This window comes from Enterobacter sp. UPMP701 (assembly GCF_053709515.1).
In genome coordinates this window covers 827,543-844,026 of sequence record NZ_JBSKJN010000001.1, presented here as the reverse complement: position 1 = coordinate 844,026, position 16,484 = coordinate 827,543, and the positions used below count along the sequence as shown (strand labels likewise).

The 16,484-nt window shown below is 57.6% G+C and carries 13 protein-coding genes; 9 read left to right on the top strand and 4 right to left on the bottom strand.

The annotated features are described in order from the left end of the window. Positions 1-191 precede the first annotated feature (191 nt). Genes treZ through glgX form a run of 3 tightly spaced genes read left to right on the top strand, consistent with a single transcriptional unit; the run spans position 192 to position 6,535 of the window. Entirely contained in the window at positions 192-1,979 is a 1,788-nt protein-coding gene (gene treZ, locus ACWKXT_RS04165) for a malto-oligosyltrehalose trehalohydrolase (RefSeq protein WP_454531738.1), read from the top strand. Further along, complete coding sequence (treY, locus tag ACWKXT_RS04160; protein WP_454531737.1) at positions 1,976-4,444, top strand: malto-oligosyltrehalose synthase; 2,469 nt, start codon at positions 1,976-1,978, stop codon at positions 4,442-4,444. The genes treZ and treY overlap by 4 nt, the downstream gene beginning before the upstream one ends. Before the next feature lie 15 nt (positions 4,445-4,459). Then, positions 4,460-6,535 (top strand): glycogen debranching protein GlgX, encoded by a 2,076-nt coding sequence (gene glgX, locus ACWKXT_RS04155; protein ID WP_454531736.1) that lies wholly within the window; start codon positions 4,460-4,462, stop codon positions 6,533-6,535. Between the two features lies 1 nt (position 6,536). Here glgX and ACWKXT_RS04150 read toward each other — a convergent pair whose 3' ends face one another. After that, positions 6,537-7,082, bottom strand: coding sequence for a winged helix DNA-binding protein (locus tag ACWKXT_RS04150; RefSeq protein WP_454531735.1), 546 nt, complete (start codon positions 7,080-7,082; stop codon positions 6,537-6,539). A 201-nt stretch (positions 7,083-7,283) separates the two neighbouring features. Here ACWKXT_RS04150 and ACWKXT_RS04145 point away from each other — a divergent pair, with 201 nt between their 5' ends. The 3 genes from ACWKXT_RS04145 to ACWKXT_RS04135 are packed head-to-tail and all read left to right on the top strand — an operon-like array spanning position 7,284 to position 9,994. Beyond that, positions 7,284-8,006, top strand: a complete 723-nt coding sequence (locus ACWKXT_RS04145; RefSeq protein ID WP_028013182.1) for a DUF969 domain-containing protein — start codon at positions 7,284-7,286, stop codon at positions 8,004-8,006. Continuing rightward, positions 8,003-8,989, top strand: a complete 987-nt coding sequence (locus ACWKXT_RS04140) for a DUF979 domain-containing protein (protein WP_454526794.1) — start codon at positions 8,003-8,005, stop codon at positions 8,987-8,989. The genes ACWKXT_RS04145 and ACWKXT_RS04140 overlap by 4 nt, the downstream gene beginning before the upstream one ends. Before the next feature lie 9 nt (positions 8,990-8,998). Next, positions 8,999-9,994 carry a DUF2891 domain-containing protein gene (locus ACWKXT_RS04135; protein WP_454526795.1) on the top strand — a complete coding sequence of 332 codons (996 nt, stop codon included), beginning with the start codon at positions 8,999-9,001 and terminating at the stop codon, positions 9,992-9,994. Between the two features lie 34 nt (positions 9,995-10,028). Here the strand turns inward: ACWKXT_RS04135 and ACWKXT_RS04130 are convergent, their stop codons facing one another. Then, positions 10,029-11,414 carry an MFS transporter gene (locus tag ACWKXT_RS04130; RefSeq protein WP_454531734.1) on the bottom strand — a complete coding sequence of 462 codons (1,386 nt, stop codon included), beginning with the start codon at positions 11,412-11,414 and terminating at the stop codon, positions 10,029-10,031. Positions 11,415-11,530: 116 nt separating this feature from the next. Here ACWKXT_RS04130 and ACWKXT_RS04125 point away from each other — a divergent pair, with 116 nt between their 5' ends. Continuing rightward, positions 11,531-12,436 (top strand): LysR family transcriptional regulator, encoded by a 906-nt coding sequence (locus tag ACWKXT_RS04125; RefSeq protein WP_454531733.1) that lies wholly within the window; start codon positions 11,531-11,533, stop codon positions 12,434-12,436. Between the two features lie 4 nt (positions 12,437-12,440). On the opposite strand, the gene ACWKXT_RS04120 is transcribed toward ACWKXT_RS04125, so the two are convergent. Both ACWKXT_RS04120 and ACWKXT_RS04115 read right to left on the bottom strand, forming a co-directional pair. Further along, a complete protein-coding gene (locus ACWKXT_RS04120; protein ID WP_454531732.1) occupies positions 12,441-13,895 on the bottom strand; it encodes a Cu(+)/Ag(+) sensor histidine kinase in 1,455 nt (484 codons plus the stop codon). After that, the gene (locus ACWKXT_RS04115; RefSeq protein ID WP_454526799.1) at positions 13,885-14,568 is read right to left on the bottom strand and encodes a copper/silver response regulator transcription factor; all 684 of its coding nucleotides are present in this window, start codon (positions 14,566-14,568) and stop codon (positions 13,885-13,887) included. The genes ACWKXT_RS04120 and ACWKXT_RS04115 overlap by 11 nt, the downstream gene beginning before the upstream one ends. Positions 14,569-14,725: 157 nt before the next feature. On the opposite strand from ACWKXT_RS04115, the gene ACWKXT_RS04110 reads away from it, so the two are divergent. Together ACWKXT_RS04110 and cusF are read left to right on the top strand one after the other, a co-directional pair. After that, positions 14,726-16,111 carry an efflux transporter outer membrane subunit gene (locus tag ACWKXT_RS04110; protein ID WP_454531907.1) on the top strand — a complete coding sequence of 462 codons (1,386 nt, stop codon included), beginning with the start codon at positions 14,726-14,728 and terminating at the stop codon, positions 16,109-16,111. A 28-nt stretch (positions 16,112-16,139) separates the two neighbouring features. Next, complete coding sequence (cusF, locus tag ACWKXT_RS04105; RefSeq protein ID WP_454531731.1) at positions 16,140-16,481, top strand: cation efflux system protein CusF; 342 nt, start codon at positions 16,140-16,142, stop codon at positions 16,479-16,481. The last annotated feature ends 3 nt before the right edge of the window (positions 16,482-16,484 follow it).

Below are 16,484 nucleotides of genomic sequence, written 5' to 3'. Positions count from 1 at the left end.
AATGAAATTCAATGACAGAAATATGAAGGCCGCGCCGCCAGGCCAGGATGTCATACCAGAACAGAGCGACCTCGTCTTTTTCCGGGAAAGAATAGACGAAGCGGTTAAATCCGCTGAGCTAACACACTTTTAATCCTGAACTAAGCTTGTACTTCGTTCCGCGTAAAATGTGGGTCATTCGAGGACAATGAATGGAATTCAGGACATTTCAAAAGCAGTGGGGTGCTGAGTTTATTTCCGATGACGTGGTGCGTTTTCGCGTCTGGGCAGAAGGACAGAAAGAACTTACGCTACGACTTGCCGCCACCGATGTGCCGATGAATGCCGTCGGCGGCGGCTGGTTCCAGGCCGATGTGACCGGCGTCGCGCACGGTACAGAGTATGAGTTTGTTTTGCAGGACGGCATGACGGTGCCCGATCCCGCCTCGCGCGCCCAGAAGGGGGACGTTAACGGACCCTCCGTTGTTATCGATTCCCGGCGCTATCAACCGGTTAACCGGGAATGGTCAGGGCGGCCCTGGGAAGAGACGGTTATTTACGAACTGCACATCGGCACGTTTACCCCTGAAGGCACCTTCCGGGCGGCCATCGACAAGCTGCCGTATCTTGCCGAGCTTGGCATAACCCAGCTCGAGGTCATGCCCGTCTCCCAGTTTGGCGGATCCCGCGGCTGGGGCTACGACGGCGTGCTGCTGTATGCCCCGCACTCTGCCTACGGTACGCCGGAGGATTTTCACGCGTTTATCGACGCCGCGCACGGGCTTGGGCTTTCCGTGGTGCTGGATATCGTGCTCAACCACTTCGGCCCGGAGGGGAACTATCTGCCGCTGCTGTCGCCCGCGTTTTTCGATGCGGATCGAATGACGCCGTGGGGCAACGGCATCGCTTACGAGCGCGAGCCGGTGAGGCAGTACATCACCGACGCGCCGTTGTACTGGCTCACGGAATATCGTCTGGACGGCTTACGATTTGATGCCATCGATCAGATTAAAGACAGCTCGCAGACGCACATCCTTCAGGAGATTGCAGAGAAGATCCGCAAGGCGATCCCGCATCGTCACGTTCACCTGACCACGGAAGACAGCCGCAACGTCATTTTCCTGCACCCTCGCGATGAACAGGGCAACACCCCGCTGTTCACCGCCGAGTGGAATGATGATTTCCACAACGCTGCCCACGTGTTTGCCACCGGCGAAACGCACGCGTATTACCAGGATTTTGCGTTTGAGCCGGAGAAAAAGTTCGCCCGGGCGCTGGCAGAAGGCTTTGTCTATCAGGGCGAGATTTCGCTGCAAACCGGCGAATCGCGCGGGGTGGAGTGTCAGACGCAGCCGCCACAGTTCTTCGTCGATTTTATCCAGAACCACGATCAGACCGGGAACCGCGCTCAGGGCGAGCGGCTTATTACCCTCGCGGGGGCAGATAAGACGCGGGTGCTGCTAGCCGCGCTGCTGCTTTCCCCCCATATTCCGCTGCTGTTTATGGGGGAGGAGTTTGGTGAAACGTATCCGTTCCTGTTCTTTACCGATTTTCATGGCGACCTTGCAAAGGCGGTGCGGGAAGGGCGCGCAAAAGAGTTTACCGGCCACGCCGGACACGATGACACCGTCCCGGATCCGAATGACGTGAACACCTTTGTTCGCTCAAAGCTCGACTGGCATAAGATTGCCACCGACGAAGGTAAAACGTGGCTGCGCTTCACGCGGCATCTGCTGACGCTACGTCACCGCCATATCGTTCCGCTTCTGCGTCATGGCGACACCGTTCAGGGAAAGGTAATCAAGACCGCGCCCGGCATAGTGGCGGTGAGCTGGCGCTTCCTGACGGGGACGCTCTCTCTGGTGCTCAATATCGGTAATAAGCCCGTCGGGCTGCCCGATCACGCGGGTGAGATACGCTTCGCCTGGCCGGAAGTCACTGACGTTTTACCGCCGAACGGAATTGTCGTTCGCTTTGCTGATGGAGACGCATCGTTATGATCCCTTCCGCCACGTACCGTATCCAGTTCCGCAACGGCATGACCTTCGACCGCGTTGCGGCGCTGGTGCCGTATCTGAAAGATCTTGGTATCAGCCACCTCTATGCATCCCCCGTTTTTACCGCCACAACGGGTTCCACCCACGGCTATGACGTGACCAACCCGAATGAAATTGACCCCGCGATTGGCGGGCGAGAAGGCTTTGACCGCATGGCCGCGGCGCTAAAGCAGGCCGGCATGGGGCTGATTCTGGATATCGTTCCTAACCATATGTCGACCTCGCTGGAAAACCTCTGGTGGCGGGATGTGATTGAACACGGTCAGCAGAGCCGCTATTTCCGCTATTTCGATATCGACGCGTCGCGCCCCCTTACGCTGCCGTTTCTCGGCGATACCTTTGAGGCGGAGCTGGAGAAAGGGGCCATCACCTTAAAACGTGACCCTGTCACGAATAAAACCTCTCTGGTCTATTACGATACGGCTTATCCGCTTAATCCGGGTACATATAGCGAGGAGAAGAGCATTGCCGAACTGCATGAGGCCCAAAGCTGGCGGCTGATGTCCTGGCGGGAAGCGCCTAAACAGCTCTCGTGGCGGCGATTCTTTGAGATCACCGGTCTGGTGGGCGTTCGGGTTGAAGACGAGGCGGTCTTCGACGATTCGCACCACCTCATCCTTAAGCTGGTTCACGCGGGCCTGGTGGACGGTCTGCGCATTGACCATATTGACGGCCTGGCCGATCCGCTGGGCTATCTGCAGCGCCTGCGGGAGAAAACCGGACCGGATTGCTACATCACGGTTGAAAAAATTCTCGCGAAGGGAGAGCAGCTCCCCGCAGACTGGCCGGTATCCGGCACCACCGGCTACGAGTTTATCGCCTCGCTGGCAGAGGTGCTGGTTGACGATAATAACCTGTCACGGCTGGAGACCATCCACGACGAGACGCTGGGAATGACTGTCGATCGGCACGCGGAACTGCGCGATGCCAAAGGCCTGATGACCGATCGTAATTTTGAAGGTGAGTTCACCACGCTGCTAAACCTTGCTGACGATCTGGCCCGCCGCAATGAGGTAGCGCTACCGCGCGAGGAGATCCGCCACGCGCTGCGCGAACTGCTTATCGCCTTTCCGGTCTACCGCACCTACGGCACCCGGGAGGGATTAACCCCGCCTGATGTGGCGCTGCTCAATCGCGTGGTCGCGAGCGTGGAGACGTCTGAAGCGGCCCTGAGCCTGATTGTACGCATTCTTACCGGCGATCTGCCGGAAGATTGCCGCGAGTCCGCCGCGCTTTTCAGAACCCGCTTCCAGCAGCTGACCGGCCCGCTGATGGCGAAGTCGGTAGAGGACACGCTCTTCTTCCGTCACAACCTGGAGCTGGCCCTTAATGAAGTGGGGGCCGACCCGACGCCGCGCGCGTTTTCACTATCCCGCTTTCACCAGGAGATGCGCATTCGACTCGCCCGTCAGCCCGACGCGCTGCTGGGCACCTCCACGCATGATACCAAGCGCGGGGAAGACGCCCGGGCGCGTCTTTACACCCTGACTGAAGCCCCGGAACGGTGGGGAGAAAATCTCGCCCGCTGGCGTCAGATGAACCAGACTCAGGTGCGTTTTCTCAATGATGGTACCGCGCCGAACGCTGCCGATACCTGGATGATCTATCAGGCGCTGGCGGGCGTCTGGCCCGCCACGTTGTCGCCTGACGACGCCGAAGGGCTTAGCTCGCTGGAAGAACGTTTTATCGGCTTCCTCGAGAAAGCGCTGCGTGAGGCCAAACAGCGCACCGACTGGATTGACAGCAACGAGAGCTATGAGAGCGTGGTGTTGAGCTATGCGCGGCATCTGCTGTCCCCGGATAACACACTCTTTTTGCAGGACTTCAGCGAGGCGATGCAGCCCTTTATCCGTGCCGGGTTGATGAACAGCCTCAGCCAGACGGTAATTAAGCTGACGGCTCCCGGCGTGCCGGATATCTATCAGGGCAGCGAAGCGCTTAACTTTAGCCTCGTCGACCCGGATAACCGACGTGAGCCGGACTTCAACGCGCTGGTGCACAACCTCAGCGCGGCGGATGCCGCTGTGTTCAACGACCCGGCATGCTGGCGAGACGGCAGGGTGAAACAGTTTGTCACCGCCACGCTGCTGCGGTTGCGGCCGCACTACGACGCGCTTTTCCGCTACGGCGACTGGCTGCCGCTTAAGGTCAGCGGCGAACGCGAGGAGAACCTGATTGTCTATGCGCGCGTTAAGGACGATGAGGCGCTGATTGTCGCCGTGCCGCGTCTGGTTTTTGACGTCACCGATACTCATCAGCTGTGGATCAATACCACGGTCGCGTTACCCGACGAACTGGCCGGGAAGCGCTATCGGGATCTGTTCAGCGGCGAAAGCCGCATTCTGCAAGAGACGCTGGATTTAACGTCTGAAACGGGATGTTTATTAGTTCTGCTTACCTGCGAATAATCGTGGAGAACGAAAATGGCAAAGGATACTACGTTTGAAATTCGGGCCGGTCATGGCCAGCAGTTAGGGGCGAATTATGACGGGAAAGGGGTCAACTTCGCGTTGTTCTCCGCGCACGCCGAGCGGGTGGAGCTCTGTCTGTTTGACCCGTCCGGGAAAACCGAAATCGCCCGGCTGGAGCTGCCGGAGTATACCCATGAAGTCTGGCACGGCTATGTGCCCGATCTGAAACCCGGTGCGCTTTATGGCTATCGCGTCTACGGCCCCTACGATCCGGAAAACGGTCACCGCTTCAACCCACATAAGCTGCTTATCGATCCGTATGCCCGTGAACTGGTGGGCGATATCGACTGGAACGACGCCCATTTCGGCTATGAGCTGGGGCACGACGAACTGGATCTTAGCTTCGATACGCGGGACAGCGCGCCGTTTACGCCGAAATGCAAGGTTATCGACCCGAACGCTTTCGACTGGCAGGACAACAACCGGCCAAACGTGCCCTGGTCACATACCGTCGTCTATGAGAGCCACGTGAAGGGCTTTACCCAGATGAACCCGGCCATTCCGCCCGAGCTGCGCGGGACGTTCGAGGGGATGGGACACAAAGCCTCGGTCGACTACATCAAGAGTCTGGGCATTACCTCGGTGGAGCTGCTGCCCGTTCACTGGTTCCCGGACGACCAGCATCTGCTCGACCGTGGCCTGAAGAACTTCTGGGGCTATAACACGCTCGGCTTTTTTGCTCCGGCGTCGCGCTACTATGGCCCGGCGGGGATCCAGGGCTTTCGCGACATGGTGCGCGCCTATCATGACGCGGGCATCGAGGTGATTCTGGACGTGGTCTACAACCACACGGCGGAAGGTAACGAGCTGGGGCCAACGCTTTCATTCAAGGGCATTGATAACTACAGCTACTACCGCACGCTGCCTGACCAGCACCGGTATTACATTAACGACACCGGGACGGGGAATACGGTCAATACCTCGCACCCGCGCGTGCTGCAGATGGTGATGGATTCCTTGCGCTACTGGGCGGAATCCATGCACATTGACGGTTTCCGCTTTGATTTAGGAACCATCCTTGGCCGCGAGCCCGAAGGGTTTGATCCGCGCGGCGGTTTCTTTGACGCCGTCACCCAGGATCCGGTGCTCTCAAAACTCAAGCTGATCGGTGAACCCTGGGATATCGGCCCCGGCGGCTATCAGGTCGGTGGTTTCCCGCCGGGCTGGGGGGAGTGGAATGACAAATACCGCGACACCGTGCGCGAATACTGGAAGGGCGATAACGTCTCAACGGATTTTGCCGCGCGCCTGCTCGGCTCCGGCGATTTGTACGATCTGCGCGGTCGCCGTCCGTGGGCCAGCGTCAATTTTATCACCGCCCACGACGGCTTTACCCTGAATGACCTGGTCTCGTATAACGAGAAGCACAACGCCGACAACGGCGAGGATAACAATGACGGCCATAACGATAATCGCTCGTACAACTACGGCGAAGAGGGGCCGACGGAGAACCCGGATATTATTGCGACCCGCGAACGGCAGAAGCGTAACTTCCTGACCACGCTGCTGTTCTCCCACGGCACGCCGATGCTGCTGGCGGGGGACGAGTTTGGCCGCACGCAGAAGGGCAACAACAACCGCTACTGTCAGGACAGTGAGATCTCGTGGATCGATTGGAAGGGGCTGTCCGAACACGACGCCGCGCTGCGCGAGTTTACCCGCCGTCTCATTGCCCTACGCGCATCGCAGCCGTTATTGCGTCGTGAAAGCTGGCGCGACGGGCTGGAGATCCGCTGGTTCAATGCCGGAGGGGGGCCGCAACAGGCGGAGCAGTGGGATGAAGGCTCGACGCTCGGGGTTTCTATTAGCAGATCTGACCTTGTTCAGGAGGACGGCATCTGGCACGACGTGCTGATGCTGTTCAACCCGTTCGAAGGTACGGTTCCGTTCCAGATCCCGCAGTTTGGCGAAGGGGGATGGGTGCTTGAACTGTCTACGGCGGATGACGCTGTCGTCGGGACAGCGTTCACCGAAACCGTAGAGTACGACCTGGCCGGACGCAGTATTACCTTGTTCAGACGTCCGTAATTCAAAGTGATGCCGCCGCGCGGGCGGCGGTGTCATACAGGGAGGAGATCGCGCGTAACAGCTGCGCGGTTTCGCCGATCGATTTCCCGGAAATGCCGCTCTCCGCGTGGATCGCGATCAGACACGCTTCCCGCACGTCCCGGTATTTCATGCACAGCGCTTTCCCTTCGTCCGTGGTAGAGAAAAAGAGCTCTTTCCCCGCCTTCTCGCTCGTTACGTAGCCCGCTTTGACCAGCTTTTTCAGGGCATAGGTCACTACATGCGTGTCTTCCACGTTGAGAACAAAACAGATATCGGCCAGCTTTTTCTTGCGGTCGCGGTGGTTTACGTGGTGGAGAAGCGAGACGTCAAAAGCGCCCATATCCGGCTCTCCGGCTGCGGTCATGCAGCGCACCATCCATTTGTTAAACGCGTTGCTGGTCATGATCAGCGCGTACTCCAGCTCTGACAGTTCCGCGCAGCGCTCGGACACCAGATGGCGGGAAGAGACGATCCGGCCATCGTTGATATCGTCGCGATCGGGTGAAGCACTCTTTTTCGAGGTCATAACGTTCCTTAGCCAGAAATGTAAACTCGTCTATAAAATAAGAACATTTTATTGATAAATTGTTTACATGTTTTTGAGGTTCAGATATAGCTTTTTAGCGCAGGTTTTTCGACGCCTGACAAAAAAACACAACATCGCTCGCCGCAAATTAAAAAAATAGCCGTCGGCGCGCAACGCTCACTTTCGATAGGGTAAACGTTTATGGACGGTACTACGCTGCTGCCGCTGATCGGGATACCGATCGTGGTTATTGGTTTTGCACTGCGCTTCAACCCGCTGCTGGTGGTCGTGGTGGCGGGGCTGGCGACGGGTCTGCTGGTCGGGATGGATTTCGGGATGCTGCTGGAGACCTTCGGCGAGAAGTTTGTGAATAGCCGGTCGTTGGCGACCTTCATCCTGATCCTGCCGGTGATTGGTCTGCTGGAATATTACGGTCTCAAAGAGCGCGCCCAGGCCTGGGTGGCGAAAATCGCCAGCGCCACCTCGGCGCGCATTCTGATGCTTTACTTCGTGGCGCGTGAGGGCACCGCCGCGCTGGGGCTGATGTCCCTTGGCGGCCATGCCCAGACGGTACGCCCGCTGCTGGCGCCGATGGCCGAAGGGGCGGCGCTGAACGAATACGGCGAGCTGCCGCAGCATATCCGCGACAAAATCAAAGCCCATGCCGCCGCGTGCGACAACATCGCGGTCTTCTTTGGGGAAGATATCTTTATCGCCTTTGGTGCGGTGCTGCTGATTGACGCCTTCCTGAAGGAAAACGGGATCGAAGGGATCGAGCCGCTGCACATCGGCCTGTGGGCCATTCCCACCGCCATTGCGGCATTGATTATTCATATGACGCGCCTGCTGCGCCTGGATGCCAGCATCCGTCGCGACGTCATGGCCTGGCGAGCAGAGCAGGGTACGCAGGGGGCCGCGCAATGATGACGCTTATCACCATTAACCGCGTGTACTACCTGATCGGCTTTGTTGTCATGCTGCTGGTTGTGATGACCCTGCGCGATCGCGCCAATCCGAAGCGTTTTACCACCGCGCTGTTCTGGTTCTTATTCGGCGGGATCTTCCTTTTTGGCGACCTGATGGTGCAGGAGCTGGGTAAATCCCTGGCGTACCGGATAATCGGCGGCGGCGTCATCGCTATCGCGCTGCTGGCGGGGTTCGGGCTTGTCGGCAAAGGGCACTATAAAATGGCCTCCGACGAGGAGCGCGTTGCCTCATCGAACCGGCTTAAAAACTGGCTGTTCCTGCCCGCGCTGATGATCCCGGTGGTGACGGTTATCGGGACGCTGTTCCTGAAGGGCGTGTCAATTGGCGACGTTTATCTTCTCGACCAGAAACAGCTTACCCTTGCGGCGCTGTGCGTGGCCTGCGTCGCGGCGATCCTCACCGGCTGGTGGCTGACGAAGGGCACGCCGCTGCATGCTATTCGCCAGTCCCGCCGCCTTGTCGACACCATCGGCTGGGCGGTTATCCTGCCGCAGATGCTGGCGATGCTCGGCGGCGTGTTCGTGGCGGCCAATACCGGTGATTCGGTACAGAAGGTGGTGAGCCTGTTCGTGAACCCGGATAGCCGCTTCATGCTGGTGGTGATTTACTGCGTGGGCATGGCGCTGTTTACCATGATCATGGGTAATGCCTTTGCCGCTTTTCCGGTATTGAGTGCCGGTATTGCCTTGCCGTTCCTGATCAACGTGCATCACGGCAATCCGGCGCCGCTGCTGGCGATTGGCATGTACGCGGGCTACTGCGGCACGCTGATGACGCCGATGGCCGCGAACTTCAATATTGTTCCCGCTGCGCTGCTGGAGCTGAAGGACAAATATCAGGTGATCAAAATCCAGATCCCGACCGCGTTAACCCTGCTGGTGGTGAACGTGTTCCTCATGTATTTCCTCGTGTTTCGCTAAGGAGCTGTTATGGAATTGACGCAACATCAGGCTGACGCGTTTGCCCGCATGCCTTTAACCTATTTGCGCCAGGAATACCCGAACCACATCATGCACCTGCTGAATGATGATGGCGACGTGCTGCCGCCTCGCGAGCTGCACCCCATTTTCTACGGCTGCTTTGACTGGCATTCGGCGGTGCATGGCTACTGGCTGCTGCTGCGCTGCGTGCGTATCTACCCGGCACTGCCGTGCCGGAATGACATCGTCGCGCTTTTCGACGAGCACCTGACCGACGAGAACGTGGCGAAAGAGCTGGCCTATTTCACCGCGCCGTTCCGCGCCTCGTTTGAGCGCCCGTATGGCTACGGCTGGCTGCTGGCGCTGGCCCAGGAGCTGAAACAGTCGTCGCTGCCAGAGGCCGAAGGCTGGTACCAGACGCTTGAGCCGTTAACCCAGGACATTCGCAACCGGCTGGTGGATTACCTCAGCAAGCTCACCTATCCGATCCGCGTCGGGACGCACTACAACACGGCGTTTGCCCTCGCGCTGGGGCTGGACTACGCCCGAGCGGTGGAAGATAGCGCGCTTGAGCAGGCGATTGTGGCGGCGGCGGAGCGGTTTTATCTCGCAGATACACGCTATCCGGCCCACTACGAGCCGGGTGGCGATGAGTATATTTCCGGCGCGCTGACGGAAGCGCTGCTGATGAGCAAGGTGACTGAGGACTTCCCGGCCTGGTTTGACGCGTTTCTGCCGGATGTTGGCTCCATTGCGGCGCTGATGAACCCGGCGGAAGTGAGCGACCGTACCGACCCCAAAATTGCTCATCTGGACGGATTAAACCTCAGCCGCGCGTGGTGTATGAAGCATATTGCCCGCGCGCTTCCCGCAAACCATCCGGCGCAGCAGGCGCTAGGTGATGCCGTGGTGAAACACCTGACGGCGAGCGTCGAGCACGTGGTGGGCAGCCACTACAGCGGCGGACACTGGCTGGCGAGCTTTGCGCTGCTGGCGCTGGAGTAAACGAACGTGCAGCGCCGCAAGGCGCTGCAACGTTTCACGCTGATGCCCGAATCGCAGGGCGCAGCCGACTCAGACTGAACAATACCGAACCCGCCGAGGCAATGACCGCAATCCACAGCGCTGCGTGAACGCTCTGGTCCGACCCCGTCGTCGTGGCCAGCAGAACACCGACAACGGCGGCGCCGAGACATTGCCCAAACGTCCTGACGATAGACAACACGCCCGATGCATAGCTGGCATATTCCCGCGCCACGTTAGCGAGCATCTCCCGGTTATTAGGGCTCTGGAAACATCCAAAACCTATCCCACACACCAGGCTGCGCAGGCAGATATTCCATGCCGAGGGGTTTTCTGGCAACGTCGCCAGCAGAACCAGGCCGCAGACAAAAACGATCAGCCCAAGGGTTGAAATCAGCGGCGCGGAAATCGTATCCGCCCAGCGCCCCGCGTGTGGCGCGATGAGCACGATACCAATCGGCCACGGGGTAAAAAGCAGCGCGGATTCGAGCGGCGTATAGCCATACACGCTCTGAAACAGGAACGGCAGGGCGACAAACGTGATGCCCTGGCTGACAAACGAGGCCAGTGAGGTCAGGGCGGCAAGCGTGAAGCGGCCATTGCTGAAAATCACGGGGGGCAGCAAAGGGCTTCGGGTCCGTCGAATATGCCAGATGAAGGCGATGGCGCTAAGTATGGCAAGCATCGCCCAGCAAGCGGTCTCCTGACTGATGTGCCGGGAAAGGTTAGCGGTTACGATCGTTGAACCTAACAGGACTGCCGAGAGCACTGCGCCAGCCGTGTCAAAGGGCGTTTTTTGAGAAGCGGATCCACGTGGTAATGCCTTCCAGGCCAGCCGCAGCGCAACGCTTCCCGGAATAATGTTAATGGCAAACAGCCATTCCCAGCGCAGCGCCTCGAGGATCGTGCCGCCCAGCACGGGGGCTATCGCCGTACTGGCGGCAATCAGCAGGGCGTGGAGCCCCAGAACGCGGCCAAGCAGTCGCCCGGGAAAAACGGCGCGCAGTATCCCCGGAGCGATACTCAGCGTGGCCGCGCCGCCTATGCCTTGCAAAATACGCATTCCGATCAGCATATCTGGTGTTGTTGCCAGCGCGCAGCCAAGCGAGGTGATCGTAAAGGTGGCCAGCCCGGCAAGAAACACCGGACGATAGCCCACGCGCGCCGCCAGCGCCGCAAAGATGGCCAGCGTCATCGCCGCCGACAGCAGGTAACCGTTGGCAAACCATACCGCGATATCCGCAGAGACCTTCATTGCGTTTGCCATCGAGGGCAGCGCAACGTTAATCATGGTGCCGTCAAAGACGCCCATCAACGTGGTGGTCATCAGTGCGACCATTACCCGCGCGCGTTCATGGCCGGGTAATCCGTCATCACCGGGTTGGTTCGAGAAGAGTGTCATCGTTTGACTCCAGAGAAGAATAGTGATGACGAAACTATAATCATGGGATATACAGGGCGGAAGATGCAGCGTTTGCACTTAATCGTTGCACACAACGCCTTATGTAAGGAGTCATTGTGTCGGGTCCTGATTTTAATCTGCTTGTTGCTCTCGACGTCCTGCTGGCTGAAGCCAGCGTAGCGGGTGCGGCGCGGCGCTTAAACCTGAGCACCTCCGCCATGAGCCGCACCCTGAGCAGGCTGCGGGAGGTGACCGGCGATCCTATTCTTGTGCGGGCCGGTCGGCATATGGTCCTGACCCCCTGGGCCGAAGCCACCCGGGATCGCGCCAGAAGCGCCGTCCATGAGGCGAGGGCAGTGCTGCTGCCTTCCAGGGAAACGCTGAATGTTGAGCGTATGGAGCGCCTCTTCACCATCAGAGCTAACGATGGTTTCGTGGTGGCGTTTGGGCCCATGCTCATTGCCGCTGTGGCGAAGGCGGCGCCCGGTGTCTGCATCCGTTTCTCGCCGAAGCCCGAGAAAACCTCACGCTATTTACGCGAGGGACTGGTTGACCTGGAAATTGGCGTTCAGAGCAATATGGGACCTGAAATACGTCTGCAAAGACTTTTTCAGGATCGCTTTGTTGGCGCCGTACGGCAGGGCCATCCGCTGGCCTCGCGGTCGTCAGTCAGCCTTGACGATTATGTTTCATGGGGACACGTGGTGGCCTCGCCAGACGGATCCTTGCACGGGTTTGTCGATGATGCTTTGGCGGAGCGCGGGATGAAACGCAAAGTCGCCAGCGTGGTGCCCGGCTTTCCGACGGCGCTATCGGTGGCGCTGACGTCCGATCTGATTGCGCTGGTCCCGGCGCTCTATTTGCTCAATCAGCCGATGTCTGAACACGTGCATATTTTTGAACTGCCCTTTAAGGCCAGAAGCATTACAGTGTCACAAATGTGGCATCCGCGCATGGAAAGGGACCCAGGCCACCGATGGCTCAGGGAGAAAGTGCTGGAAGTGTGTCGAGCCGTGCACTGAGCGCTCAAACACGTTTTTTCGGTACGCTGAGAATGAATCGCGTCGATACCGCGTCAGACTCCACACGGATTTTTCCATGGTGCGCGGTCACGATGGACTTGACGATGGCAAGGCCAATCCCGCTGCCTTCACCTTTGCGCTGTCTTGATGGATCCACCCGGTAAAAACGATCAAACAGCCTCGGCAGATGGGCTTCCGGGATGGCCGTGCCGGGGTTCTCCACCACCAGTTCAACATCGTTTTCTTGTTCACTGAGCGAGACGGTCACCGTTTTCCTCTCCGGCGTATAGCGCAGGGCATTGGATAACAGATTGTTAATCGCTCTTCTGAACATCTGGGGATCGCCTTCTGTCAGGCACGGCAGCCCGTTACATTTCAGCGTGATGTTGCGTTCTTCGGCCCAGGCTTCGAAGAAATCGAACACTTTCATGACTTCGGCACGCAAATCAAACATCACCCGGTCCGGGATCAACTGATTATTGTCCGCCTGCGCCAGGAAAAGCATGTCGCTGACCATCCGGGTCATCCGGTTGTACTCCTCAAGGCTGGAGTACAGAACATCTTCAAGCTCTTTTTGAGAGCGGTTCTGGCTCAGCGCGATTTCGGTTTGCGTCACCAGGTTGGTAATGGGGGTTCTGATCTCATGGGCGATATCGGCAGAGAAATTGGCCTGTCGGGTAAAGACATCCTCAATCTTTTCGATCATATGATTGAAGGAGATGACAAGCTGTTCCAGCTCAACGGGCACGCGCGAGGGCTCCAGCCGCGCGTCCAGATTCTCCGAGGTGATATTTTTAATGGCGGTGCTGACGTTACGCAGGGGCAAATGTCCCTGGCGTACCGCGACGCGAATGACAAAAATAATCAGCAGGCTAATCGCTGCGGCAATGGCAAACAGGTTCTTTTTCAGCGCATCGAGGTAGTGCAAATGAAAATTAATGGAGAGCCCAATCAGCATCACGTAGCCCTGCGTTTTACCCTGCAACGTCGCCGTTCCCGAAGAGGCGATAATCCGGTACGTTTCCATTTGCATGCCGGACCCGGTATGCATGGGGTCAGCAGAGTCTTCAACCGTCCAGAGAAACACGTCCTGCGCGCGACGGTGTGCGTTGAAATCCGTCGTATTCATTGCGGGGCGTAATGCCGCCCCTTGCGCCGAGCTGAAAAGGGTATTTCCCTGCGGATCGAGAAGCAGGACGGCAACGTTGCGGTAGCTGGCAATCGACTCGTTAATTTTACTGATTTTCTTCCGATCGGGATCGGCCGGAGACTGCAGGATGCGGTGCATCGCGGTGCTGATCTGTTGCAGGTCGCTGATATCCTGCTCGGCGAAATGCTTTTCAACAGATTGCAGCATAAACCAGGTAAAGGCGAAAAAGGCCAGGATGGTGGAGAGACTGATAAAAAAGGTCAGCCGCAGGGCAAGCGAGAAAGGGCGCCTGAAGAGCTTAGTGCGCATCCGGCGCCTCCAGCATATAGCCCACGCCGCGCACCGTCTGGATCAGTTTCGGTTCATAATCGTTATCGATTTTTGCGCGCAGCCGCTTCACCGCCACATCTATCGCATTCGTGTCGCTGTCAAAGTTCATGTCCCAGACCTGGGAGGCGATCAGCGAGCGGGGCAGCACCTCTCCCTGGTGGCGCAGGAAAAACTCCAGCAGGCTGAACTCTTTGCTGGTGAGCAGGATGCGATTGCCCGCCCGGCTCACCTTTCGCGACACGAGGTCAACCGTCAGGTCAGCCGCCTGAAGCTGGCTTTCTGCGATCACCGTATTTCCGCGTCTTAACAGCGTCCTGACTCTGGCGAGTAGCTCCGCAAAGGCAAACGGCTTAATCAGATAATCGTCCGCCCCCAGCTCAAGCCCTTTTACCCGGTGTTCAATGGTGCCGAGCGCCGTGAGTAACAGTATCGGCATCCCTTTACCGGCCGAACGAAGCATGCGGACAATATCCCAGCCGTTCACATCGGGCAGCATGATATCCAGAATCAGCAGATCGTATTCGGCGGTCATGGCGAGATGGTAGCCGGTCAGGCCGTTATCAGCGCGATCCACCACAAACCCCGCTTCAGTCAGCCCCTTGCTCAGGTACTCACCGGTTTTAATCTCGTCTTCAACGATCAGTAATTTCATGTTGTTCCCCAGGCTGGCTGCTGAGGACATTCTATTGCGCCCGCGATCATTAACAATGACATACGTTAAAGATGACAACATTGTCATTATCCTGTCACCCGTCAAACAGGATGCGTTCCGTAGAGTAACCCTCGTCAAACTCTGGACGAGAAGCGTTATGTTCCTGTTAAAGCGACTAAGCATCAGTACGGTATTTATCCTCGCAGGCTGCGTCTCGCTGGCCCCCGAGTACCAGCGGCCCGCATCACCGGTACCCCAACAGTTTTCGCTTTCCCACAACGGCCTCACGCCCGCGGCTTCAGGCTATCAGGACACTGGCTGGCGTCACTTTTTCGCCGATCCTCAGGTTGCCGGGCTGATTGCAGAAGCCCTGAAGAGCAATCGCGATGTCAGAATGGCCGCCCTGAAGGTCGAAGAAGCCCGGGCGCAGTACAACGTGACGGATGCGGAACGCTATCCTCAACTGAATGCCTCTTCGGGTATTACCTACAGCGGCGGGCTGAAAAGTGACAAATCCACCTCACAGCAGTATGACGCGGGCCTGGCGCTTAGCTACGATCTCGACTTTTTCGGCAAGCTCAGAAACATGAGCGAGGCCAACCGACAAAACTATTTCGCCAGCGAAGAAGCGCGTCGCGCGGTGCATATTTTGCTCATCGCAAACGTGTCGCAAAGCTATTTCAATCAGCAGCTGGCGTATAAACAGCTACGGATTGCGCGGGATACCCTGAAAAATTATCGGCAGTCTTATGCTTTCGTTGAGCGCCAGCTGGTAACAGGCAGTACGAACGTTCTGGCGCTGGAACAGGCCCGAGGCCAGATTGAAAGTACCCAGGCAGAGATCGCCAAAAGAGAGGGGGAGCTGGCGCAGGCCAGTAATGCTCTGCATCTGGTCCTGGGATCCTATCGCGCATTGCCGGATGATAGTGGAATGAATGCCGGGGATATTACGCCAGTAAAACTGCCGCCTCATCTTTCATCAGAAATCCTGCTACAGCGCCCGGATATTATGGAGGCGGAGTACCAGCTAAAAGCGGCAGATGCGAATATTGGCGCAGCGCGCGCGGCCTTTTTCCCGTCCATTTCACTGACCAGCGGGCTTTCAACAGGCAGTACGGCGTTATCAAGCCTTTTCACCACGGGAAGCGGGGTGTGGAATTTTATCCCTAAAATTGAACTTCCCATCTTTAATGCGGGCAGGAATAACGCCAACCTGAAATTAGCGGAAATTCGCCAGCAGCAGTCGGTGGTTAATTACGAACAAAAAATTCAGTCCGCCTTCAAACAGGTAGCGGACGCGCTTGCGCTGCGGGAGAGTATTAACCAGCAAATTGACGCGCAGCAGCGTTATCTTGCTTCACTACACATTACTGTACAGCGTGCCAGAGGATTATATTCCGGCGGTGCAGTCAGCTATATCGAGGTGCTCGACGCGGAACGTTCTCTTTTCTCCACGCAGCAAACTACTCTCGACCTTATTTATGCCCGTCAGGTGAATGAAATTAATCTCTTCACTGCGCTGGGTGGGGGTTGGGTCGAATAACTTAAATTCATTAAACAGGAAAATAAACATGTCTCATCAACTTAAAGCCGTTGTGTTCGGCGCGATCGCCGTGATGTTTTCTGCCAGCCTCCAGGCTGAGGTTCATCAGCACGAGGGGATGCGTGCCGCCAGTGACGCAGCCCCGGAGCAAATCATCCACGGCAAGGGCGTCGTAAAGGAGATTGATCTTACGAATAAAAAAATCACCATTTCTCATGATGCTATCCTGGCAGTCGGCTGGCCTGCGATGACCATGCGTTTCACGTTCATCAAGGCTGACGAGAGTATTAACGCGTTAAAGCCTGGCAGCCATGTTGATTTTACATTTGTTCAGCAGGGAAATATCTCTTTACTCAAGAGCATTAAATAGGCG